We start from the raw sequence: 24,618 nt of genomic DNA, 5'->3' as shown, positions 1-24,618 counted from the left end.
AGAAAAAATATGGCTATATGGTTTAAAGAAATTTCATTAAAAGACCTCAATCAATTCGGAAAAAATACAATGTCTGAATATCTTGATATCCAATTTATAGAGATTGGTGATGATTTTTTAAAAGCAACTATGCCAGTCAATGAACGCACAAAACAACCAATAGGAATTCTTCATGGAGGAGCCAATCTGGCATTAGCAGAAACAGTAGCAAGTACTGCTGCAAATTCTGTAATTGATTTAAAGCTATTTTTTTGCGTTGGTTTGGAAATTAATGCCAATCATCTTCATTCAGTTAAAGAAGGATTAGTCACTGCAATCACTTCTCCAATCCATCTTGGTCGTTCCACTCAGGTTTGGCAAATTCAAATTTTTAACGAAGAAGGAAAACAAACGTGTATTTCGAGAATGACTGCAGCGGTCATAAACCGACCATCTTAGTGTCATTTTCCCATCTCGATTTACCTAAAAAAAGCGAATGAATCTACCCTCTCATTAGCTACTTTATTTCAGATTCAACCATGCTTTTTAGGTTTAACGCATATGATATAATGACACGCTTTTTATTAAATAAAATAATTATGAAGTCCAATCAAACAATTAAAAATAGAGGTGCTCTGAGTAATCCAGATGGACGCTTTGAACCCCAGACTCGCGAAAATTTTGAGGATGGTTGGGATATCCAAGAAGAAATTTTACCACCATTGGAAACTTTATTATTCCCAGAGTATCCTAAATCAGTCATTAGCCGTAATGATTCACCCGATCTTGGTTTTGAACAATCAATTAATCCTTATCGAGGTTGTGAGCATGGATGTATTTATTGTTATGCCAGACCAAGCCATTCTTATATGAATTTATCTCCCGGAATCGATTTTGAAACTAAAATCTTTTATAAAGTTGATGCGGCAAAGATTTTAGAAAAAGAAATTAATAAATCAAATTATCGATGTAAACCAATTGTCTTGGGCGCAAATACAGACCCATACCAACCTGTAGAAGCAAAACTTGGAATTACCCGCAGCCTTTTGAAAGTATTAGAAAATCACAATCATCCAGTAATTATCATCACTAAAAATGCGCTGATTGAACGTGACTCAGACATTTTGTCTCATATGGCCAAACAAAATCTAATCAAAGTTGCAATAAGTATCACTTCTCTTTCCGCTGATTTAAAACGGATTATGGAGCCACGAACTACCACACCAGCTGGGCGGATAAAAATCGTGAAACATTTATCTGAAAATAAGATACCTGTGCGCATTATGATTGCTCCTATTATTCCAATGATTAATGACATGGAAATGGAAAGAATCATGAAAGCAGCTGCCCAAGCTGGAGCGAAATATGCCAGTTACGTCCTAATAAGGTTACCTTACGAAGTTAAGGAATTATTTAAAGAATGGCTTGCCAAACATTTTCCACAAAGAGCAGAGCATGTAATGAGTCTTATCCGCCAAATGCGCGGAGGAAAAGAATATGATGCAACCTTTGGTACTCGTATGCGCGGTGAAGGAGAATATGCCAACCTTCTTAAAACTCGATTCCAGCTGGCTTGTAAACGATTTGGGTTAAATATTGAATCAGAGCCTTACTTGAACATTCAGAAATTTTGTAAAAATAAAAATTCATCAGGAATACAATTAGATTTATGGGATAAGGAATGGTAATTATAGAGCCAAAATTTCTTATATTAAAAAGAGTCGATTTTGCTTTTCAACACAATTTTGAAGATTTAACAATAGGTTGTATCAATATTTTTTTTGCTAAAAAATAATTCAATCCAAAAAATAAACTCTATACTTAAATGGAGAGAAAAAAAGTAAAACCAAGGAGGATGTAATGAATACTTATTCTTGCATTTCAAAAGTATTACGTTCGGGTATTATTGTTGGTTCTTTACTCTTTGCTGTAAGTTACACATCAGTTGCAGATGCAGCCCAAGGATGTGGACATGGCTGGCATAGAAACGGTTATGGCGGATGCGTTCTCAACCATCCAGGACCTAATTCATCGCCAGCTCCATATCATCCAGGATGCTGGCGAAATGGTTGGGGCCAATTGCGCTGTTATTGATACTGACTTACCTAGCCTTGCCATTATCAGGCAAGGCATTTCTAAAAATCTCTGCTATTTGTAATCATTTCAATTAAAATAATTTAGAAATGGAATTTTTATGACCCCAGAAATAAATGACACGTTAAGAAAAATTAGGCAACAAAAGCCATTTATATTAACAATCACTAATTATTTCCCTATGGGGTATGTTGCAAGCGGCATACGCAGTATTGGGGGGTTCCCCATAATGTGCAATGCAAAACAAGAGCTTGAAGAGTTACTGAAAATCACAGGATCAGTAGTGATAAATGTGGGAAAATTAGACGATTCTTTTATTAAACTATGTAATCATATTTGCAAAATGGCAAAACAATTGGATGTGCCGATTATCTTAGATCCTGTAGGCGCAGGCGCAAGTCGATACAGAACCGATGCTATAATCAATATGATTGAAAATCATCGCATTTCTATCCTCCGTGGCTATCCCAATGAAATTGCAAGCATACTTACAGGAGAACTTGTAATTCAAGAAAACATGCTTCTTATTGATGAAAAAATTATAATAGAAAATACAAAATCATTATCAAAAAAATATGATATGGCTATAGTGGTCAGTGGGAAAAGGCATATTGTAGTTGCCTCACATCAAATAGCGCAATTTAATTTCGACTCAGAACTCGTACAAAAAGTGGCTGGAATAGGAAATTTACTTTCAGGAATTATCAGCGCATTTCATAGTGTCGTTAAAGATCCCTTTCTGGCAGCAAAAAGTTCAGTCCAGTTTTATGCAGAATGTGTTGGCCCTACATCATCTACTGCAGCAGGACCTGCTTCTTTAATTATAGAAGTTATTGATAAGATGTACATTAATGCGATAAAAGCACAATTATTTACATAAACAAATATGAATTACTGCATACTCAATAAAATCATTGCGTCAATTAACCAGGGAGAAATACGAAAAATAATCGCTGCAATTAGCGCAAATAGTGTACCAATAAATAAGAAAAAGTTTGGTAATCCCGATTCAATAGGATACAAGTATGTCGACTCTATAAGAAAAGGGGTTATGTATCAAAATTGTTGATGTCTTATTACGCTAGAGCTTTGTCATTCTTAGACTTGACCGAAAGGTCCATCGATGAGCAAAGAACTTGGATCTTCCGGTCAAGCCGGAAGATGACATAATACCGGAAGATGGCATAATACCGGAAGATGACGTAATAAATGTAAAGCAACAAATTTGTTACACCTCCAGAAAAGGGGCACATTGCACCAAATGACACCAAGTGATAAAATTTAATCCACTTAGGTAGTATACAGGCCAAACATGAACTCTATAATCTCTCTATTACTGTTTTTAGGTATTTCTGTAAGTTGTATTGCTTGTGCTACATCTGAAATAAGCTTACGTGATAAAATTGGCCAAATGCTTCTTATTGGTTTTGAAGGAAAAGAAGTCAATGCCCAGTCTTCAATAATAAAAATTATTGAAAAAGATAACATCGGAGGAGTTATTTTATTTGATTATAATTACCACACCAAAAATTTTGACAAAAATATTGAAAGTCCTGAACAAGTTCATCAACTAAATAATAATTTGCAATATTTTACTCAACAAGCCAATCTAAAGCATCACCGTCCCCAATTACCACTACTTATTTCTGTAGATTATGAAGGAGGCCAAGTAAATCGATTAGGAGAACAATACGGATTCCCTCCCATTTTGTCAGCAGCTGAAATAGGAAAAAAACCACTTAATGAAGCAGAGTCTACTGCTGAGACAATGACTCAAACACTAAAAAATACAGGTTTTAATTTAAATTTTGCTCCAGAGCTTGATGTAAACGTCAATCCAGACAACCCTATTATTGGCAAAAAAGAAAGAAGTTTTTCCAGTGATCCCAAGCAGGTCACTCGTTATGCCAGCATTTATTCTCAACACTTCTTAAATCAAAAAATTCAATGCGCCTATAAGCATTTTCCGGGGCATGGGAGTTCAACTAAAGATTCACATCTAGGATTTGTGGATGTAACCGATACTTGGCAAGCTTATGAATTAGAACCTTTTCAGCAATTACTTAGTTCATCTGCCTCCTGCGGTATTGTAATGACAGCACATCTTGTAAATCGACAATTGGATCCTTCTGGATTACCAGCAACCCTATCTCATAAAATTTTAACTGATCTTTTACGCAATCGGCTGCATTTTAAAGGGGTTATTATTACTGATGATATGCAAATGAAAGCTATTAGTGATAATTATGGGCTTGAACAGGCATTAGTATTAGCAATAAATGCTGGTGCCGATATGTTAATATTTGGTAATAACTTACCGGCTGCACCACAAGATCCTGATCAGGTTATTGATCTCATCGAAGCCAAAGTTAATTCGGGAGAGATAAGCCAGGAAAGGATCAACGAAGCATATCAACATATCGTTGCTTTAAAAAAATCACTTAATTAGGATGTAGTTTATTCGCTTAAACGTATAAACAGTAAAAACCTGGAGCGAACTTGCTCCCAGGTTATACGTGATTATCCTTTAACTTGGCGTTGAAATTGAATGGCTACATCTACATCGATAGTTGGGGCAACTTTTAGAGTACCATTGGAGCTACCTGAGTCTGTTGAAAAATAGCCTGATAAATTACCATACTCTGTTTTTATAGTAACTACCCCATTAACACATACCCCAGTCAATTTATGTTTTGTATGGTGGGGACAAAGGCTTGAACCCGAAAGTTTATACGCCTCCACATCTACTGTAAAACCACCCTCGCGGCCAACTCCACTTATTGTTCCTGACCCCTCATAAGCACACTCTACCAACCAATGAGAGGCAGTGCCTGATCCTTTCCAATCACCAGAGACATGTTTACAATCATTTGTACTGGAGTAAAAAGTAAAATCAGCATAAGCTGCTTTCGTCAAAGAGAGCGCAATAACCATCAATCCTATAAATGATTTTCCTTTCATTTTTTTCCCTTAAAATAAGAAATAAAAATACAAACACTTTCTGTTTGTAACGAAACACGGGACTATTATTACGTTATAAAATGAGCAGCGCAACATAAGTATTTAAATCGTTATTAGTTCTACATCCTATTACAAGTTTTACAAAATAACAGATAAATAAGCGATGAAGAAATAAATAGACACAACCCCTATTAAACTTGCTTGCGTGGAGAAGAACATTCATACACAAATAAATACACAGGCTTAGTTAACTTATGGACTACAGGAATCATTTTCTGATGAGATAATGTAGCAACTGCTTGGCATTTATTAAAAAAACGTTCCGCACATTGTTTACTATCCCAAAAATCTATATAAGAGATTTTATCAATTTTCCCTTTAGATAAATCATTTAAAAATTCAGCTCCCCAGTATTGGTATTGATTAATATCGCCACAAGGTATCGCATAAACAGAGGCATTAGGACTAAAAAAGCTTAATGCAGCAGCATTTGAAAAATAACTACTAACAATAGGCTGCTCTTGCTTAATGATTTCAGGTAGAGATAAGGCTTTTTGCAATATGGAATATGTCCTGCCTTTTTTTAAATAGGTTGCTATGGGCCAGGAATTTACAAGAATCAGAATGATACTAAAGAGCAAAAAGAATGAATAAATGATTATAAAAATGCGCCTATATTGGAATTGAGTAATATAATAAGCAGCGATTAGAGCAAGATTCATCCCTAGAGGAGTCAAATATATTGCACGCGCATCTCCTCCTAACAATGCTGCCCCTAACCAAAAGCCAAGACCAACAAACAAGACTGCATAAGTTAATTCTAAAACTTCGTTACTCTCCTTCTTTTTATTTTTTTGATATTTGAACCATCCAAATACAGCCAAAAATAAAAAAACTGAATAGTTAATAAGTAATACAAATAATAATTCTAAGAAGTAATGAGTTACTGAGGTATTACTTTGGGCATGACTGTGAAAATTTAATAAATACGTAACAGAAACCCACTGATGAGTTGCATTCCAATAAATCACTGGCAGTGCCATTATAAAAATAATCAAGCTTGCCAAATAAAAATGAATACTTTGAAACAATTGTCTGTTTTTGGAAAACAAAACATATACTAACAGCCCAATAATACTCACAACAGCAGTATATTTCGATAAAATCATTGCTCCTATAAAAACCGCACTCAGATAAAGATCTAAAATACGTTTTAATGAAATATAACGTGCAAAATAATAAAAAGAGAGAATAGTGAACAAATTTAAGGGAGCATCGTATAAAACACGAACAAAAATACTTTCAGTAGTAGTCGGTAAAACAATCCAAATTAGCGCACTAATTAATCCCACCTGCTGATTAAGTAAGAGACAACCTATTTTATATATATAATAAGTACTTACAAATAAACAAAAAAAACCAACAATATTAACCGAAAAAAATGTATTACCAAAAATTGCATTAGAAATATAAAACAAATAGGCAATCATAGGAGGACCATCAAAATAGGACCAAGCTAAATGTTTTCCCCAAGCATAATAGTAAAAGCTAGTGATTGTAGGAGTTAAGAAAAAAGTGGCAATAAACAAGAAACTTATATAAGAAATCAGGAATGGTTTTGTTACTTTTTCATTCCACATAAAAAACTCCCTTTTCCCGAGGATTTGTTGACCATTCATTCTGATCCCCTACGTCCTGTACCTTTTGAGATCAAAACATTGTGAATCTACTTGAACCAATATTAGGCTCTTACAAAGCTGGGTGTCACATAAAGCGCGACAATTTAGATAGTGAGTTCAATTGGTCAACAGCCTCATATTTTAAATAATAAACTCCAAGCAATGACTTTTAGTTTTTGCCAGTAAAGTAAGTAAACCAAATCCGTATTAACTACGAACTAAAGCTGCTCTAAAAATGGAGATAGTATCACAAACACTCATCATATACTCAGAATAGTATGAATAATTTAGTTATTACTCAATTAATTATGCTTCGCCTGCTCTTGCACTGGATTAGGCAAAATCTCTATAACATGTGCAAGCCATTTTTTGTTATCTGCTCTAATAATGGTATTTGTTCTACCATAAACAGAATGATTTAGAGGACAAGAAATTAAGGTTGCTAAAGTTTCATTACAGCTTACTTTAAAATAATTTCGATCTTGAGTCAGTACTTTTACTTGATACTGAGTCAATAACTGACCAAAAGGAATATTAGTATGCAACACATCATCTACAAGTTTCTTTGGCAGCTCATCAAAATTGATTGCAATAAATGCTAATTCAGCAACGATCGCTTCTTTTTTTGTCTGTGCGATATCCGGCTTATTTCGCTTTTTATTTTTATCCACCAACATAATAATAGATCGATGATAAATATTCTTCGATTGCTCCAGGTATGCCTCAATCGTTTTTACAACTGCTGTGCGATCATAATATTTTTCAATTGCTTTAGTCATTAAGGGTTGCGTCAATAAAACGTTATAGGGACTTGGCAACTGAGATAAATTTACCTTTTCCCCAATTTTATCAATTTTTGCAAGTTTATTGACTTCAGCATAAGACGCATTAATTTCAGATGTGCCATCAGCAGTACTTACTTTGCACACCAGCAATAAGATAATTAGTGGGAAAATAAAAAAAAGTTTTTTAATCATTTTAACGAGCAGTGTCCTTTGCTTTGTAATGATAGGAGTATAGACATAATGGAGGGAGTCTCCACGGTCTAAGCATTAGACCGTGGACTTCGTAATTACATACTGAAAGAATTGCTATTTTCTTCTTCGTTTTCGTTTTCTTCGTCGTTTGCAGCACTCATCATTTCCATCACTGAGCTTATCGCAAGCATCGCCAGAGTACGCTCATCACCACGTACAACACCCATAACTAATCCATCATCATCTAAACCCACGAAATGAAGATGATCTGTTGCACCTTGTGGGCATGGGAGGAAAAGTTTACGGCCAAAAAAGCTATTTAGGTTTCTAGCTGGTGTTCTTGGCTGCTCGGTTTGTTCAGAAGTTGTGTTTTTTTCTTCGGTAGATTCTGAGCTTTGAGAAAGGGTCTCTTTAACGTCTTCTGAGCTTTGATCCACTTTTTGTTCTACAGTTTCTTCAATGTTTTTTTCCAAATTCTCTTCTGAATTAACCTCTATACGCTCGCGCATACAAAATCTCCTTAAAAGTTAAACTAACAAATAAAACAAAAATTCAAGATATGAAAAAGAGCATTTTATTAATAAGATGTTTTTTTCAGGGGCAAGTTTACAATTAACTTACAAAATTTGGTAGAGCAAATAGACAAATTTTGTTTTTTTTATTGCTTTCGAAAATCAAAAAAGTATGATAGTAAGAGAAATAAATAATATATTTTGCCCAAATAATTCATTATACGAACAATAAAATGAAAAAAAACTCAACCAAACCATCTTATCTAAAAAAAGCATTCCAATTATTTAGGGATTATTTTATTCGTTCCGATCAAAAATTAACTGCATGGCTCTTGCTAGGAGGCATAATACTCTGCATCCTCGCTCTTGTTGGATTAGCCGCCAGCCTCCCCTGGGGATTTTTAGGATTTTGGGCAGCCCTTACGGCAAAAGAATTTACTGGATTTCTTTTTTATAGCGGCATAATTGCTTTAACCAGTGCGGCTATTGTTGGAGTAGGTACCTTAATGGATTACTTAACTGCAACATTGTCTATTCAATGGCGCTCTTGGTTAACCACAAAATTCATTGACAAATACCTTTTTGGTAAAAAAAATTATTTAGATTTAGCACGTGTTTCACCTCATATTGATAATCCAGATCAACGCATTCAAGATAATATTGATAACTTTGTGGACCGTACTCTTTCATTAAGTACTGATTTTCTCAGATCCTCATTAACTTTAGTCGCTTTTATTGGCACGCTATGGATCCTCGGAAGCTCTCTACCCATAGTAGTATTTGGTGCTACGATTATTATCCCTGGATATTTAGTATGGACGTCGCTATTTGTTGCATTAGTCAATAGCGTAATCACGCATATGTTGGGCAAATCATTGGCAACAATAAATCAAAAAGAAGAGCGTTTAGAAGCAAAATTTAGGAAGGATTTGGAGTTTGTTCAAAATGAATCTGAAAATATAGCTCTTGAAGCTGGAGAACAATATCACCAAAAAAGATTAGCGAAAGATTTAGAGCAAATCTCTCAAAACGCGTTTCAAAAACTATGGATTAAACTCAAAGTTTCCGCTTTTCAAACGAGCTATAATTATATAGCCGAAATATTACCCTATTTTTTTACTGCCCCTGCTTATTTCACTGGTTTAATCAATTTTAACCAAATTATGCAAGTTGGTGTTGCTTTTGGTGAAGTGAGTAAAGCCTTAAATTGGTTCGTTGACTCCTACACCTCTCTAAAAAAATATCAAACGAGCATCGAAAGAATTATCGAGCTTGAAGAAGAACTGGATAATGAAAACAGCAAGGTAAGCCAAAAAAATATTCACATCCATAATTCTCAATCAAATGCATTAATCATAAAAAATTTAAATATTGCCTATCCCCGTGCTTCCAATCCTGGTTATATTATGCGCCATTTAAATTTAGAGTTTAAACCCGGGGAAAACACCTTAATCAAAGCACCTTCAGGTTTTGGTAAAAGTACCTTTTTCAAAGCGATTCGTAATACATGGGGTCATGGTAAAGGAGAAATTAGTATTCCTCAACAGCAGAAAACGTATTTCCTACCTCAAAGACCATTAATTCCACATGACTCATTGAAGGCCATACTTGCCTATCCTGATCCGGTTAACATTTATACGGAGGAACAATATAAAGCAGCCTTACTTGCTGTGGGTGGAAAAATGGACCGGTTTATTCCAGAGTTAGATAAAAAAGATACCTGGTCCAAAAGATTATCTCTTGGTCAACAACAACGAATTTCTTTTGCAAGAGCTTTATTAAAGAAACCAGATTGGCTTTTTTTAGACGAAGCTACTGCTTCATTGGATGAGGAAAGTGAAGATCAACTTTATAGCCTTTTAAAAGAAAAACTACCTAATACTACCGTTATTAGTATTGCACACCGCTCTACAGTGATGAAATTTCATCAACGTGTGGTACAGTTTGAAGCACCAATAGAAGAAACGCGACAAAGTAGCTTAGTGTGTTAATTGTTCCATTAAAGAAACAAATTATTGGGGTGTTTTAAATATCCAAGGGAGAGAGTCATTAATGAATGCATACCAACAATTAGAACAACATCTTAAAAAATATTATGATTTTGAAAATCTAAATGCTATTGTTTCTTGGGATGAAGCAGCGATGATGCCGACCGGTGGAGGACAAGCACGTGCTGAAGCTTTAGCTACTTTAAGCGCTGTTCAACATGGCTGGTTAACCCATAAAAAAGTAGCTGAGTTAATCAAACAGGCAAAAGATATAGATGGGTTGTCACTGTGGCAGCAAAGAAATCTGTATTGGATAGAGAAAAAGTATCAGCAATCAACCTGCATTCCTGCAAAATTAATCGAAGAATATACTAATGAATCTTTAATTTGCGCCCAGGCCTGGCGAGAGTTACGCACAAAAAATGATTGGCAAACATTTAAACCTTACCTACAAAAATTATTTAAAACAGTAAAAACCATTGCTGATATCAAATCACAAATATTTCATAAATCTTCTTTAGATGTGCTAATTGATGAATATTCGCCTGATTTAGATTGTAAAACAATCACCCCTATTTTTAACTCCCTAAAACAAGAAGTACCTACGCTTATTTCTAAGATTCTCGAAAAACAAAACCAGCGTGAAATAAAACCAATCGTAGGCCATTTCCCTATGGAACAGCAAAAAAAACTGGGAATGGAGATCATGGCTCGTTTGGGATTTGATTTTGATCATGGTCGATTAGACATCAGTCATCACCCATTCTGTGGCGGTATTTCAAGTGATGTTCGCCTCACCACACGATATAACGAACATGATTTCTTATCGTCTTTAATGGCAATTACCCATGAAACGGGGCATGCCTTATACGAACAAGGATTGTTACAAGAATGGAGCACTCAACCTGTAGGCCATTCACTGGGAATGTCAGTACATGAAAGCCAATCATTACTTATTGAAATGCAAATCTGTCGCAGTTTATCATTTATTCATTTTATAACGCCTCTTGCACAAAAATATTTTCCTGAGGCCCAAAATATAACCGCGGAAAATCTATTCTATCATTATACACGAGTCAAACCCGGATTTATTCGCGTTGATGCAGATGAAGTTACTTATCCTTTACATGTAATTCTTCGCTATGAAATAGAACAATTACTATTTGCTTCTGAAATTACAATTGATGATTTGCCCTCAGTATGGGATTCCTATATGCAAAAATACTTAGGCTTATCAACTCTAGGTGATGATAAAAATGGAGTCATGCAAGATGTTCATTGGCCATCAGGAATTTTTGGCTATTTTCCCGCTTATACGTTTGGTGCATTAATTGCCGCGCAATTGTTCGCCGCATTAAAAAAATCCATTCCCGATATTAAAGATCACCTGCAAGAAGGCAATTTTAAGGCTTTATTAGGTTGGCTCAGAGAAAATCTTCATCAAAAAGGTAGATTATATCCCTATCAAGAGCTATTGCATCAGGCAACAGGTGAAGAATTGAATCCACACTATTATTTTACCCATCTCAAAGAAAGATACTTATAAGTATATTCGAGAAAGCATGCTACAAGGTGAAATTTTAGCGTAAGATTTGTTGCACTTAGACCCTCCGCTTTTCGCGGAGGGTGACGAAACTCAAGAACATCCGCTGCATGAACAATTATGATTGATTAATTCACTAATTTCATGAATTGTTGTAACTCACATACATAACCACCACAAGCAGGAATCAAAACTGGACTACCGTTATAGGTGACTTTTACTTTATAACCAACAGAGTCACTTTCGTAGAGCGAGAAATTAAGATTTGAAGCATAGGGTGGCGATGTTTCCAAAGGAGCCCCCATAAAACTCAAAGCACTCGCAATAGTTGTATCATGAGCTGATAATAAAACATACTTCAAGTTGGATTTTTTTTGACTTCCATTATAAAGATAATCCACAATATTTTTCATAAGCTTAGTACTATAAGCATTTGCTACTTGTTTGGGCCTCTCTTGAGCCATAAAAGCCCAGTCACTGGCATTGATAATTGTTTCAACATCATTGGCAGTAAGATTCTCTGGCATAGGGGCATGATGAGTTTGATGAACATACAACGAATCCCCCAATAATTGTAATTCAGCTAAACTGTGGATTGGAACACCTGTTAGACGACTCCAAAGCGGGTACTTATCTTTTAACTCATTATCTTTTTGTTGCCATTCTTTAGTTGAATAAACATATTGTTCAAAGAGTTTTGCACGCTCTTCAGAACTGACCTGCTGAACAATGATTTCATCATATTTTGCAGGAGCGCTAAAAATAGGAATGGGCTGAAAAGCGTGCGGTAAAGCAGGTGAAGAATCTGCGATCTTTGGTCCTGTTCCCAGAGGATATAGTCCCATTAATAAGGACTCTGCACTCATCAGGGTTCGATCATATGCAGTAGAACGAACATACATCGTTCCATATTCATAATATTCGGGCAATAGATGGGATTGTTCAATATACTTTTTACGAAACTCCTTACCCATATTATATTCTTGCCGCATACCCTCTGCAGTTAATTGACCAGCCCCCTCTTTCCATTGATAGTTAACCGCAGGTATAGAAATAATTGGTGTCCTATCACCATGGCGAATAATATCAACAGCAAAAATTAAAGTGTCCTCAGCAAATAAAAGTGATGGCACACCGATTAAAAATGCGACTCCTAAACTAAATTTAAAACCCATTACACTACTCCTTTGAATTAAAAGGTTAGCTATTTTAAAATAAGCATACAAAAAATCAAAAGATTGTAACCAAATAAAATGATTAAAATTTACCCAAATATTGGGACTGATAATAATAATCTCGTATATCCTCTTGAATAGAGGTTGCAGATATCCCCGCTTGGAATTGGGAAATCAACATTTTGGTGCTGATAAGACGTTGCTGCAGCAAATAAATTAAAGAGTGGGAATCTTTTCTGGGTTTTAGACTATAAAACTCCGTATTTAAATAAGATTGCAATTCATCTGCTTGTACGGAGGAATCTAAAGTGATCGCGGCATAAGACTCGGCTAATCCTTCCTCCAATAAACAAGGATTTTGAGCCATGTTTTTCTCAGCAGTAGTAATTGCCTGACAAAAGCCTTCAAGCATCGCTTGACTAATAGTATCCTTTGCTGACATGTTAAATAAATCAGAAATTATTGTATGAGGTAAAAGAGGGGCAACTAATTGATCAAAAGGTAAAGCATGGCCATGACGGTAATGATCACGGTAATATTGTCCAAAAAATGAATAATCAATTTTTTTAGCCGGTGAAAAATTAGGATCATCCATAGCAAGAGTGTCCGCATGCCTCCCTTTATAACTAAGAGTAGCTCCACAACCAAAATCAACAATTGCAGCTTGTTTTATACCTTCTCTGAAACAATAACCTGAATTAAGCAATTTAGAGTTTAATAGATCCCACAAATTAAAAACCAAAGCCACTGCATATAATTGGCCGATGATTCTGGCTTCTTCTGGAGTAAGAGATAAATCTTCGCGTTTGGGTAAATGTTCTCGATCAAATAGAGATCCAATTTTTATTGCATCCTTTTGCGATAAAAACTCTGAAAAATTATTGATGAATTTAGAGATAACCCCAATTGATTTGTCTTTATCTACATGCAGGTAATTTTCAGGAACAATTAAAATCCCTTCAAACATCTTTTTTGCCATACGTGGGATTATTATTTCTAAGAATGCACCTTCAAGTTGTATTGAAAAAATATGTTCTTTGGGATCAAAATCAGGGCTTTGCAATTGCTCTTCCGAAAGATACCCCTTAAAGACATCGTTTACGGTCAATGCATCAGGTTTTTTAATCAAGTAATAAGCACCAAATTGATCCTTTAAGATTCTTTTTTCAGTAATCCCTTTAAATAGAGAAGAAGCAATTTTCTCAGGTAACTTGTTTTCTACTGCTATGAGTTCAACATTATGATGAAGCTTTGGCATGATTTATCCTCCAAAAATAAGTAACTTGAGTTCAACATCAAAGACATGGAAATGATTTTAATGTCGCTAAACAAATGTTATTCCGTAATGCATGTTACTTGCAAAATCAAAGATGCATCGTATTGATGCAGAATTCCATTCTAAATAAAAGAACATGCCGTGCAAACACTATCGATATTGCAATCCGGATTAAGAGACTTACTGAAAAAATAAAAGAGAATTAGGCGAACTGTATGGGATAAAAACATGATTAGTGGCATCAAAGACATTTTTCATGCCTTTGATGGCGGCTATTTTATATAAATTAATTCAGTTTTTGCTTTTGAGATAAATTATATTCAGGATCTTTTGGAGAGTTCGATGGAGCATCAGATGAGAAAAAATTATACAAACTATAACCTAAACCTGCAATACTTGATATAACAGTAGTTGCTACTGCCTCTTCTACCAAGCTAGGCCCTGGATCATATTGCCCTGTTAATATAGCAATTCCCACAAGAGTAGCTAATGCAGCCGATGTTCCAACGATTGATGAACCAAGATTTAAAAGGAAGTTATGATTGACGTTTTGGTTTACAGCAGTTGACTTTTGACTCACTGGTTTCTTATCGTCTACTTTACGTAAATTCTCTAATTCAGAAAGACTTTCAATTAATGCATCAAAAGGCTCTTCATCTAAATGTCCTTTAGGACAAGTGGCTCTAACCAATAAAGAAGAAACAGGCTTCTTTGATTGAGAAAGAAGTTCACTTCGATCTTTTTTATATTGTCGCTGACTTTGTTCATACTCTTCTAAATCTTCTTTCGTCTCATCCGTTTTTAAAAGAAAATAATGGCCTTCTGATGCATGAAGTGCTACTTCAAACTTAGGCGACGTTGCACCTAAATTATGATACTCATCCACAACAGCAGCAGTGGTACGATCATAAATGGTCAATGGTTGATCTATAACCTTCATCATTGCCATAATTTCAATATGAGATAATTTCACCTGGGGTTGAGCCATATATTTACAATAGGATGCATACCCTTCTATATTCCAATAATTTCTAATTGCTTCTATATCTGAAGATGAGTGAGCAAAATATTCTTCAAAAGGTGAGCTCTTATCTATCTTTCCTAGTGAGCGATTATAATAATATTCTAAAAATTCTTGGTTAGCTTCGTATAAAACACTAAATTCCGACGTATATAATTCTTCCTTGGACATAACTGCTCTGTATTCTTTATAGTTTTGGAAACCAATGAATACACCATGCTCTCCCTCTAACATTTCATTACCTAATTCGAGATGTTCCATTAATTGAGTTGGAAACCACTCTCTAAATAAGAAACCCAAAACCAAGGTTTTTTCAAAAAGATAATTTGAAGCATGGTCTTTTGCAGAATCTAATAATGAAATTTGATTCAATGATTTTTGATTAGGAAAATAACGAGATAGTTTTTCTGCCTTACTCTCTTCCAAAATCGATTTAAAGTTAAATAAATCTTTAGGAAGAGCTTGATGGTTAGTTAATAAATAAAGTGCATAATTATGAAAAAAACAATTATCAAAGCTTCCAGAAACATCAACCGCGTTTTTTACTCGAGCTTTAATATTTTCATCTTTTTTATTGTACATAGATTCACCAAAACAATTGTTGTTATATTCAGGCTGGGTTCTAAAGTATAAAGAACAATTATTAAGCAAACATTAAAATCAAAAAGTTAAAATCTGAAGCTAGCTGATTTTTTATAATAATGTCGTTATCAATTATTAAGGTCTGTTAATGTTTCTAATTTTTAAACTATTTTCATTTTGTAAGCTCATTGATCAGAAACAGTTAATCTCGGACTTTGAAATGTTAAATCTTCACCCAGCTCTCTTTCTAAGCTGGCCTTTGCATTTAAAATTGTTTCAATTGCGCCACGTTCTTGCTGAAGTTGGTCTGTACTGATATTTCCCTGTGTTGTTTTCAATCGCTCACTAATAACTGTGATGCGTTTAATATCAGATTGCCAAATTCCACCCGTGATAAATTCAAGAAATGCTGAACTAAAATCTTTGATAGCAAAGCAAACTTGCCTTAGCAAAGAAGCATTATTCCTATCAATAGCCCCCTGTAATAAAGAAACATGTGCATCCAGAATATTTTTGGGTGTTTTAAGATCAACTGTTTTAACCTGGCTCATTGCATCAGCTAAAGATTTATAGGCACTCGCTAGATAGATAAATTTCTCATCATTATCTTGAGAAAATTTTCTCATTCCAACAACATCAGAAATCACTCTAAGACACTCACCTAAATGCTCCTTATGTTGTCCTCCACCTAAAATGTCATTAATGAAGTGTTCCGCTTCTATCTGATGGCCTTTATACATTTGCAATGTGATCTGTTGCATTAATTCAAATACAAACACATCATCTTCTATACTTGAAGATAAAATTTTACGAATACTGTCTATTTTTTGAGAAATATTTTCTTGAGCAATTAAAGCAGCAACGTGTTGCACCGGTTCATTTAATTGATATATCTCAATCAACTCTTCGATACTTAAGTCTGAATAATCTTCTTCATACCCTTGAGAAGCAGAATGCTTTGGAATGGGGTGTTTCGTATAATGAGTGGATTGTATTCCTAACTCACCAATAATTTCTCTAACACGTACATTGACTTGGTTAGGAGACAACGACAAGTTTACACTACTAGAACCGCATTCATTGTTAAATATTTGAACAATCTCATTGAGATCACGATTATGTTTATGTGCATAATAGAAACAAATATCAAGAACGTTATCATCTGTTGTTACGTGCAAAGACTCACTATTTTGAGCATGATCAATAATCCAATCTAACAATATCTCATCAACTGCATTACATGTAGAACAACTTCTTATTGCTGTTCCTTGAGTCATCATATTAAGTTGTTGCTCTCGAATTATTTTTCTTCCTGGGTTAGCCTCTTGTCCTCGATTATCAAGACATCGTGCACCATTGACAAGTGAGTAAGGACCACAAGAAGAACCATCTGGCTGTGTCCAGGTATAAGGATAAACTGCTGATCTCATGTTCAATTGACTTGGACCATATGCTTGGCGAAAAATACCCTCGATTCTTGCAATTTCTTGTCGAATTAGAGGGGCATGGTTTGCAAAATTCGCATCGGCATTCAACGAATCAGTATACCCAAGATTAACGTTTACTTGATGATTAGCCCCCTGACTTACATTAATAGTAATTGCTGTCCAATGGTTTCCATTTATATTTAAAGGCAAAAGTATTTTTTTGGGCAAGTCATCCCAACGCGGAACATGGTAAGCTCCAAAAGCTGTACTGTCTGAGCCCTCTCTGGAGGAGTATAAAAAAAGCCGTTCTGGACTTTCTAGTTGCCAAGCATTTCCAACATCTACAATTTGTGCAGAAGTGTACCAGTAATCTTCTCTTACGCGACGAATATCTGTATTAGGCATTATTTGAATATTTTAACGTATTAGTTTAATGCAAATCTTATCATATTGAATTATTTACTTCCATAGAGATTATAATAAGAACTTTTTGAAGATTAAAACATCATCAAATTATTTAGCTTTTAAATTATAAATTTAAACTAATGAAATTCTAATAATGACTTGTTACCTATATATTAATCAAGAGAAATTAATAGGAAAATGAATTACTTTGAAAAAGATCAACTATAATTATATCAATTAAAGATAAGTTAAGCTTAAAAATGAAAGCAGTTTATCTCTTCGGTCTTTTTACTCTAAGGGGGCTAAAGCTCTTGGTATGGGGCTTAATACTCACGATATTTTTGGGAATAGTTGCTCCCTATATCAGCAATTTATCCTCATATTCTTATTTAAAACCAGTAATTCAAACAGACAAAGTACTTAATACTGCTATAAAACACTATATTCCTACACAAATAGCAAATTGGGATCTTTCCAGACTGATTCCAATAATTGGTTTATTATTTATCTCATCTATTCTTTCTAATTACATATTGTCCCTTCAAAAAATTAAAATGAGAGTAAATTTAAAAGAATTTAAAAATCGAGCAATAACAAAAGAACAACAAACTTTAGTGAAAAAAATGGAAGCAACCATAGATAAACCAGGTAAACTCAAGGAAAAAAACAGACAAATATTATTGAAAGAATTTATTCAACTTAAAAAAGAACTTGAAAAAACAGGAAGAAATCTCTCATTTTTAGCAATCGATGTAGTCGATTCTACTAATATGAAAATTGGCGAAGACCCGGTGATAGTTGAAAATGATTTTAATCAATATCACGATTTCATTGTCTGTAAATTTAAAGAGCATGGCTATATTAAAGCAGCCTGGACCCCTGATGGAGTGATGAGTTGTTTTAATACAACAGAACAAGCTTTCGAAGCTGCAAAAGACATTTTATCAAGTCTACGTGATTTTAATCAATCAACTAAAATGATGAAACAAGACTTTCATGTTCGTTGTGGGATAAATACTGGTTTTGTGTATTATGATTTATCAACTCCGTTAGAAGAGTTTAGTGATAGAGTTATTGATATTGCCGGACACATGCAAAAACATGCGCCTCCAGACACCATTCTTGTAGCTAAAGATATTGTCAAGCCTATTGAATCTCAAGAAGTATTCGTACCCACTAAAAACATAGTTGATGGGCTTGAAGCGTTTGAATGGAGATCCTCAAATTGAAGAATGTAATTCCAGGAAAAAGCTTCTTCTTAAATTAACGTGAGTTTAGGCTAAAAAATCTATTTAGATCCAAATCGTTCGGGCTAAGGGAGCATTTATACTGTCTCGAAGCTTAGCAGACAATGCCCTTTCTCAGCCCGAACGGTTCGAAGTAAAATCACATACTACGAAAACTCACATTAAATTAATTCATCTAAATTAATTTAAGAAGATAAAACATAGTTACCGAACAAGAACATAATGACCATTTTTCAGCATATAACGATGTCCGTTGTGATAAATAACTTGATTATTATGATAGGTGCCCACATTGTGATAAGTAGCTGGTTGACCAGAAATAAATCCAACCCCTGTCCCTACTACTTTACCCACCCCATTACCTATAAAAGCACCAGTATCGGCTATATAGCCTACACCAGTACCCACAGCAGTAGCACCATATTTTACACCTGCTCCTACAGTTGAATTGCTATATTGGCTAACGTCATTCATTGTATTACAACCTCCCAAACTGAAGGTCATCAATAAAGCCGAAGATGTAATTATAAATTTTTTCATTGTACTCCTCCTTGAATCCATAAAAAATGACTTCTATATGTATATATAGTTCATAAATAAATCATTTCCAGTGGATCTTTAGAGAAATATACTTTAGGGTGAAAATAAGATTTTAATTTTCTCCCATTATCCGATAACCAATCCTTATATTTTCAAAATTTGAAATGCCGCAAAAATTACAACCAATCATTTCAATTGAGGTTGATTTGCAATTATTTGTATTTTTCAAAAAGTTTGTTGATAGGGCATTTGGTTATCTTGCTCAAAATTTCTGAAGTTTTGTTCTGCTTCATTTCTTTTTTCAACATTTAAACAATCTTTTCTCTCCTCAGGATCTTTTAAATTCTCACAATTATTATTGAAATAAGAATTAGGATTTACTTCATCACTAGCAAAAACATTAAATGGAAGTAACACAATAAAAAGAAGAACTAATTTTTTCATAATTGCCCCATGTTTTTCTGGTAAGCGAATCATACCTAATTCAGACAATAAAATATATGTGGACACATGAATCATCCTTTATGTTTCATGGTATTTGTTCTAATACTATAGACATGTATTATTATTTGAACTTACCAATGAGGTTTTAGCTATGAACATGGAGCAAAAAAAGAGTTCCTCTGAAAACGAGAAAAACGTTGAGTCTGAAAAAATCTCGTTTCATGAAGAACATCCAACTGATGTAAAAATCAGACGAATAAAAGATTGCCTTCTTTTCTTTATTGTTTTAGTTATGATTTTAGGCGTTTTTTGCTATTGTGTTTCTGTATTTTTCGATGTAAAAAGTTTTGATGAAGACAGAAAATGGGCCACTCTAGTGATTACCGCAATAATCTCTGCCTTACTCGGTTATCTTGTTGGAAAATCGAGCAAATAACCTAGTGAAACTTTTCACATCATCTAAACATTATCGCTCGCAACAAAAAAATCACTTTTAATTCTGTTTTTTACCATGGATACAACATTTAAATGGAGAAAATCATGATGGATAATGAAAAACAAAAAGAAGAGAAAAAAGCAGAAGACGGATGGTTTTATGGGCTTTTTAATGGCCAGACTCACACAGAGGCAAACGGACCTTACTGTACTCCAGACCAATGTTTCATGAATAGCCCCCAAACATTTTCCAGTACTCATTTAATACCACCACAAATATTCCCTCATACTGAGTTTAATAATACGATCAGTGAGGCTGTTAACTCTATTAGGCTATCCGAACTATTTTCTCCTGAGCTCATCCAATTAATTACCGATGCAGCACGACAAGGCCTGTTGCTATCCGCATTAATTACTTTAGCCAACGAGGGAGTAACCGACTATTTGCAGAGTCTTCATTATCACCCTGATTCTATATATTGGATTAATCAAGCTATTCGAGCGCTTTTACTTATTGCACTAGGTACCTCGCCCGCTCAAGCAATTGCAGCGCCTATAGTAGGATATATACTCAATACACATTTGGGTTTAAGTAAAGAACTTTCAAATCATATAACTACCGGGGCGACACTGGGTATTAATTTATTAACAACACCAATGAGTTTTATTGAGGCGTCGGTGAGTATAGGTACTGCTATAGGCACCAGTTTATTAGGAAGTAAGATTACAAAATCAGGTTACAACTTTGTACGTAATACCTTTTTCGAAAGTAAAAAAGTTGCAAATATTCAAAAAGAGGAATCTCAAAATATGCTTCAATTATCTTAGCTTATTGGTTCAGAGGATATGCTTGCCTCTTGGTGAAAAGCTGGATTTTCGCGCAATATGCGTCTGCGCCAAATGCAGCCTTTCGGTGCATGTGGCGTGAACGTCACTATTGATTTTCCTCAATTTAATGGACAACTACTCCATATAATTAAATCAGGCAAATCAATACGAAAAAATTGGGCACACTTGATCCAGCACTTCGTTTGTTCATTTGCTTGAGTCACAAAATGATAAGCACCATATGGCCCCGCTACAAGCCCTAACCCAACCACAGTAGGGATAAGGGAAAAAACAGAGGCTAAAACCAGCACGGCTCCTATAGTAACCGCCAATAAAGATAATGCAGTATTACAACCACTATCCACCGCAGACAGTAATTGCTGAGCATTGAAACTTGTTGAATAAATGCAATCAAACCTTCTTTTTATGTAATAATAATAAAATTATCTAGGTGAGGATGCTAAAATGCTCATTAAAAATATTTATGTTTATAACGATGCTGGGGTTAAAGAATTAAAGCACGTACAGGTTACAGAAAGTGGTTTTAGGGTAATTTTCAATCTTGACGATGATTTATCACATCTTCAAGATAAAAAAATTATTGATTCTAAAGGTTGCTATTTTCTAATGCCCGGGATGTTAGATTCTCATATACATGGTCAAGGAGGTATTGATTTCTCTGCTTTAGGCAATGAAATGGGGGATGAGGGATTAGAGCACATCGTCAAAACGCTAGGTAAAACAGGACTTTCTTATGCATTAGCAACCCTAGTCTCTATGCCAATAACAGACTTAAAAAAATCGTTAATTAAGATTAATGATTTTATAAAAAAACAAGAGCAAAACCCTATTCCGGGTTGTACTCAAATCATTGGTGTACATCTAGAAGGCCCTTTTATCGCCAAAAAATGTAAAGGTGCTCATGCTGAAGAGGCACTACAAGAACATATTTCAATGGAAAAATTTAGAGATATTATTGATGTCGCTCCTGATATTAAACATTGGAAAATAACAATTGCTCCCGATTTATTAGGAGCAGAAGATTTTATTAAACAGACAAAAGTACTTGAGCAAGAAGGAATCTTTGTAAAAGTATTTATTGGTCACTGTAATCCGGAGGATAAAGATGCCATTAGTAGAGCTATTGCAGCAGGTGCTTGCGGATTTACTCATTTAGGTAATGGTTGTCAAGAGACCTGTAGCAGAGAAACACGTAAACTTACTTTAAATGATGTCCAAAGCCATGTTGTCCAATGGATACTTGAAAATCCTGAACTGTGCCCCCCTGGTGTAGAACTTATTACTGATGGTGTTCACTTATCGTCCTCATTTATTTCTCTCATACAAAATACAATTAAAAACAAAATAATTCTTGTGACCGATGCTTTAGGCCCTACAGGTTGTCAAGATGGAGTATATAAATTAGGGACTCTGGATATTCGTAAAGAACAAAATAGTTTCTATTTAGCAGATAAAGAAGGTAATTTTCTGATGAAAGAAGGTATATTACCTTCCGGAGAAAAAGGCCTTGTAAAAACTCTTGCCGGAAGCGCAGCCTCATTATCCTTTTGTATTCAAAAATATTTTGCATCACTGGATCATGAATCCCCAGAAAGCCTTATGGATTTTATATATAAGGCAATTATTACCAACCCTAGAATCACATCGTTATCTATTGACGCAATAAAAAATTTATCTGATAACAAAAATTTTTCTATTTTTAATAATAAGGGACAACTTATCTTGAGTTCATGTAATGGTCAAGTAATAGAACATCAGCAATTACAATGGCCTATATCAAGCATGCTTCATTATGGTTTTTTATCCACCCCCCCTACTCTTGAAAACAGCCTTACTGAGCCTGAAATAAGCCATACTTATAATTAGGATCGGTTGATAATTGCTAGAAGACTTGGGAGTATATCATTTTCACATCAAACTGATTTTATTTTGAACTATATTTCCTATAAATGCTACGCATTTTATGGGACAACGTTCGTTTAGCGACGTAAAGTTATGGAAATGCCTTTACATTGAACTCACCTTAATTGATATGAGTTCGATGTAAAAACAGATTTATTATTGACTCATGCGTCTATTCATTGTATCCATTAATTCTTCATGTACCAATGCTCTCTGCACGATCTGCAAGTTGTATTCCCCCGCACTTTTTAAAGCGTTACTAAATGCCTCAGAGTTCGTCTGATAAAACAAGTTTTTTACAGTCATTTGCTCTTCAAAACCTAAAATTTCACAATAAGCATCTTGAATTTCTTTAACCTTGAAAGGATAGGTAAACTCATAAAAGGTATGCCCTCCTGAAAGATAGAGCATAGACGAAATGAGGCACTTCATATAATTAGAAAACGGTCCTATTTCATTAAATTGAAATTTGTTATCAGACAACAACTGCCTACAAGCTCTTAATTGAGAAAGTATTGTTCCAGATATTGAGTTCACAAAGGGTTGAAGTAATTTTGCAAAATTATTATCGCTCCAATTTTTTTCGTTCAGACCTAGTACGTATTGACTATTTTCCGTTGGTTTAAAAGTGAAACTATGTTGTTTGTCTGTATCTGCATAACGAACAGGATCATTATGGTAAGGAGCAGGTGTATTACTTTTCAAAATTCCCGTCGTTGAGAAAAAATGAAGGCCATCTCGTGATTTTCTCCCGCGATAAGAAGGTGCATAAAGGCCCTTACCGTAAATATTAAGAGGCAATCCACTAAATAATTCTGGATTCTCTTTTGTTTTATTGGCATAAACACGAGTACAAATCAGGCCTAATAAAGTTGCGCCCATGACATATTTAATCTTCTCATGCTCTTCTGCGGTAAATTTCTTCTTTGCTTCACTAATAGCCTGTAAATATTCTGCTACATCCGCACCTAAAGCTTCTTTAATTTTACCTAAATTATTCCATGGTGAAGTTAACTTTCCATCAGCAACATCTTTTAGGCTATCTCCAAGAACAGGATCATAATTTTTTATTAACTCCAAAATGTCAGTATAATGGTGCTGAATTTGCTCCAAATCAAGTTTTTCTACCTCAGTAATTGTCGTATGATAGGCCAAGTGTGTTTCAAAATAACGCCGGCTCGGATCAGCATCAATAATCTCAGCCTCAAATGAAATATCAACAGCCTGTAAATAAGAATTACTCTTTGCAGCATGTGAAATAATTGTAGTTAAAAAACTAATATCATCGTCATTTTCACAGCCCGTCATATAAAGCGCTTCTAAGCGTAATTTTTCGTTTGCCGTTATTTTATTCTCTTGTAAAACTAACAAAATTGCTTGTCCTGGAGAAATTTTCGGTTTTGGCATAATCTCTACTCTACAAAACGATCGTCATTATTAATAAACATATTGATCAAATTAAATGCAAATATAATGTTATATTTTAAGACGATATTATTAAGAAAAGATTAAATTGTGGATTTTTTTTCCATTTTCTTGTTATAGCAACAAAATAAATTTGGATTAAAGAAGCTTTGTTGTC

At 34.5% G+C, this 24,618-nt stretch carries 23 protein-coding genes; 11 read left to right on the top strand and 12 right to left on the bottom strand.

The features are described from left to right. The first annotated feature begins 9 nt into the window (after positions 1-9). From Lsan_RS15200 to Lsan_RS15180, 5 genes are all read left to right on the top strand, one after another. A complete protein-coding gene (locus tag Lsan_RS15200; protein ID WP_058514986.1) occupies positions 10-438 on the top strand; it encodes a hotdog fold thioesterase in 429 nt (142 codons plus the stop codon). Between the two features lie 140 nt (positions 439-578). After that, positions 579-1,667, top strand: coding sequence for a PA0069 family radical SAM protein (locus Lsan_RS15195; RefSeq protein WP_058515042.1), 1,089 nt, complete (start codon positions 579-581; stop codon positions 1,665-1,667). A gap of 172 nt (positions 1,668-1,839) precedes the next feature. Further along, positions 1,840-2,073: a GCG_CRPN prefix-to-repeats domain-containing protein gene (locus Lsan_RS15190; protein ID WP_058514985.1), complete on the top strand. Its 234-nt coding sequence runs from the start codon at positions 1,840-1,842 to the stop codon at positions 2,071-2,073. 100 nt (positions 2,074-2,173) lie between these two features. Next, positions 2,174-2,953, top strand: coding sequence for a hydroxyethylthiazole kinase (gene thiM / locus Lsan_RS15185; protein ID WP_058514984.1), 780 nt, complete (start codon positions 2,174-2,176; stop codon positions 2,951-2,953). Positions 2,954-3,385: 432 nt separating this feature from the next. Further along, positions 3,386-4,522, top strand: a complete 1,137-nt coding sequence (locus Lsan_RS15180; protein ID WP_058514983.1) for a glycoside hydrolase family 3 protein — start codon at positions 3,386-3,388, stop codon at positions 4,520-4,522. Between the two features lie 71 nt (positions 4,523-4,593). Here Lsan_RS15180 and Lsan_RS15175 read toward each other — a convergent pair whose 3' ends face one another. The 4 genes from Lsan_RS15175 to Lsan_RS15160 form a co-directional block, all read right to left on the bottom strand. Next, a complete protein-coding gene (locus tag Lsan_RS15175) occupies positions 4,594-5,034 on the bottom strand; it encodes a hypothetical protein (protein ID WP_058514982.1) in 441 nt (146 codons plus the stop codon). A 191-nt stretch (positions 5,035-5,225) separates the two neighbouring features. After that, entirely contained in the window at positions 5,226-6,674 is a 1,449-nt protein-coding gene (locus Lsan_RS15170; protein WP_058515041.1) for a glycosyltransferase family 39 protein, read from the bottom strand. A gap of 341 nt (positions 6,675-7,015) precedes the next feature. Beyond that, positions 7,016-7,690: a hypothetical protein gene (locus Lsan_RS15165; protein WP_058514981.1), complete on the bottom strand. Its 675-nt coding sequence runs from the start codon at positions 7,688-7,690 to the stop codon at positions 7,016-7,018. Between the two features lie 95 nt (positions 7,691-7,785). Further along, entirely contained in the window at positions 7,786-8,199 is a 414-nt protein-coding gene (locus Lsan_RS15160; protein WP_058514980.1) for a hypothetical protein, read from the bottom strand. Positions 8,200-8,435: 236 nt separating this feature from the next. Here Lsan_RS15160 and Lsan_RS15155 point away from each other — a divergent pair, with 236 nt between their 5' ends. Both Lsan_RS15155 and Lsan_RS15150 read left to right on the top strand, forming a co-directional pair. Then, entirely contained in the window at positions 8,436-10,193 is a 1,758-nt protein-coding gene (locus Lsan_RS15155; RefSeq protein ID WP_058514979.1) for an ABC transporter ATP-binding protein/permease, read from the top strand. Between the two features lie 61 nt (positions 10,194-10,254). After that, complete coding sequence (locus Lsan_RS15150) at positions 10,255-11,736, top strand: carboxypeptidase M32 (RefSeq protein ID WP_058514978.1); 1,482 nt, start codon at positions 10,255-10,257, stop codon at positions 11,734-11,736. 125 nt (positions 11,737-11,861) lie between these two features. On the opposite strand, the gene Lsan_RS15145 is transcribed toward Lsan_RS15150, so the two are convergent. From Lsan_RS15145 to Lsan_RS15130, 4 genes are all read right to left on the bottom strand, one after another. Further along, a complete protein-coding gene (locus tag Lsan_RS15145; RefSeq protein ID WP_058514977.1) occupies positions 11,862-12,908 on the bottom strand; it encodes a histidine phosphatase family protein in 1,047 nt (348 codons plus the stop codon). Positions 12,909-12,990: 82 nt separating this feature from the next. After that, positions 12,991-14,166, bottom strand: a complete 1,176-nt coding sequence (locus Lsan_RS15140; protein WP_058514976.1) for a hypothetical protein — start codon at positions 14,164-14,166, stop codon at positions 12,991-12,993. A 304-nt stretch (positions 14,167-14,470) separates the two neighbouring features. Next, complete coding sequence (ceg23, locus tag Lsan_RS15135; RefSeq protein WP_058514975.1) at positions 14,471-15,787, bottom strand: Dot/Icm T4SS effector Ceg23; 1,317 nt, start codon at positions 15,785-15,787, stop codon at positions 14,471-14,473. A gap of 185 nt (positions 15,788-15,972) precedes the next feature. Further along, a complete protein-coding gene (locus Lsan_RS15130) occupies positions 15,973-17,619 on the bottom strand; it encodes a Ulp1 family isopeptidase (protein ID WP_058514974.1) in 1,647 nt (548 codons plus the stop codon). A 260-nt stretch (positions 17,620-17,879) separates the two neighbouring features. On the opposite strand from Lsan_RS15130, the gene Lsan_RS15125 reads away from it, so the two are divergent. Next, a complete protein-coding gene (locus Lsan_RS15125) occupies positions 17,880-18,848 on the top strand; it encodes an adenylate/guanylate cyclase domain-containing protein (protein ID WP_058514973.1) in 969 nt (322 codons plus the stop codon). A gap of 222 nt (positions 18,849-19,070) precedes the next feature. Here the strand turns inward: Lsan_RS15125 and Lsan_RS15120 are convergent, their stop codons facing one another. Continuing rightward, entirely contained in the window at positions 19,071-19,340 is a 270-nt protein-coding gene (locus Lsan_RS15120) for a hypothetical protein (protein WP_237762154.1), read from the bottom strand. Positions 19,341-19,631: 291 nt separating this feature from the next. Then, a complete protein-coding gene (locus Lsan_RS15115) occupies positions 19,632-19,916 on the bottom strand; it encodes a hypothetical protein (RefSeq protein WP_237762153.1) in 285 nt (94 codons plus the stop codon). Positions 19,917-20,001: 85 nt separating this feature from the next. Between Lsan_RS15115 and Lsan_RS15110 the strand changes: the two genes are divergently transcribed. Both Lsan_RS15110 and Lsan_RS15105 read left to right on the top strand, forming a co-directional pair. Then, positions 20,002-20,286, top strand: coding sequence for a hypothetical protein (locus Lsan_RS15110; protein WP_058514971.1), 285 nt, complete (start codon positions 20,002-20,004; stop codon positions 20,284-20,286). 104 nt (positions 20,287-20,390) lie between these two features. Continuing rightward, the gene (locus Lsan_RS15105; RefSeq protein ID WP_058514970.1) at positions 20,391-21,113 is read left to right on the top strand and encodes a hypothetical protein; all 723 of its coding nucleotides are present in this window, start codon (positions 20,391-20,393) and stop codon (positions 21,111-21,113) included. A 119-nt stretch (positions 21,114-21,232) separates the two neighbouring features. Here the strand turns inward: Lsan_RS15105 and Lsan_RS21790 are convergent, their stop codons facing one another. Further along, a complete protein-coding gene (locus Lsan_RS21790) occupies positions 21,233-21,478 on the bottom strand; it encodes a hypothetical protein (protein WP_237762152.1) in 246 nt (81 codons plus the stop codon). Positions 21,479-21,578: 100 nt separating this feature from the next. On the opposite strand from Lsan_RS21790, the gene Lsan_RS15095 reads away from it, so the two are divergent. Then, on the top strand, positions 21,579-23,000 hold the full coding sequence (locus Lsan_RS15095; protein ID WP_058514968.1) for an N-acetylglucosamine-6-phosphate deacetylase: 1,422 nt from the start codon (positions 21,579-21,581) through the stop codon (positions 22,998-23,000). A gap of 192 nt (positions 23,001-23,192) precedes the next feature. On the opposite strand, the gene Lsan_RS15090 is transcribed toward Lsan_RS15095, so the two are convergent. Beyond that, entirely contained in the window at positions 23,193-24,443 is a 1,251-nt protein-coding gene (locus Lsan_RS15090; protein ID WP_058514967.1) for a hypothetical protein, read from the bottom strand. Between the last annotated feature and the right edge of the window lie 175 nt (positions 24,444-24,618).

Origin of the sequence: Legionella santicrucis, from assembly GCF_001468135.1 — a bacterium.
Classification (GTDB): Bacteria; Pseudomonadota; Gammaproteobacteria; order Legionellales; family Legionellaceae; genus Legionella; species Legionella santicrucis.
The sequence above is the reverse complement of the archived record's forward strand: the minus strand, read 5'-3'. Positions and strand labels throughout refer to the sequence as shown.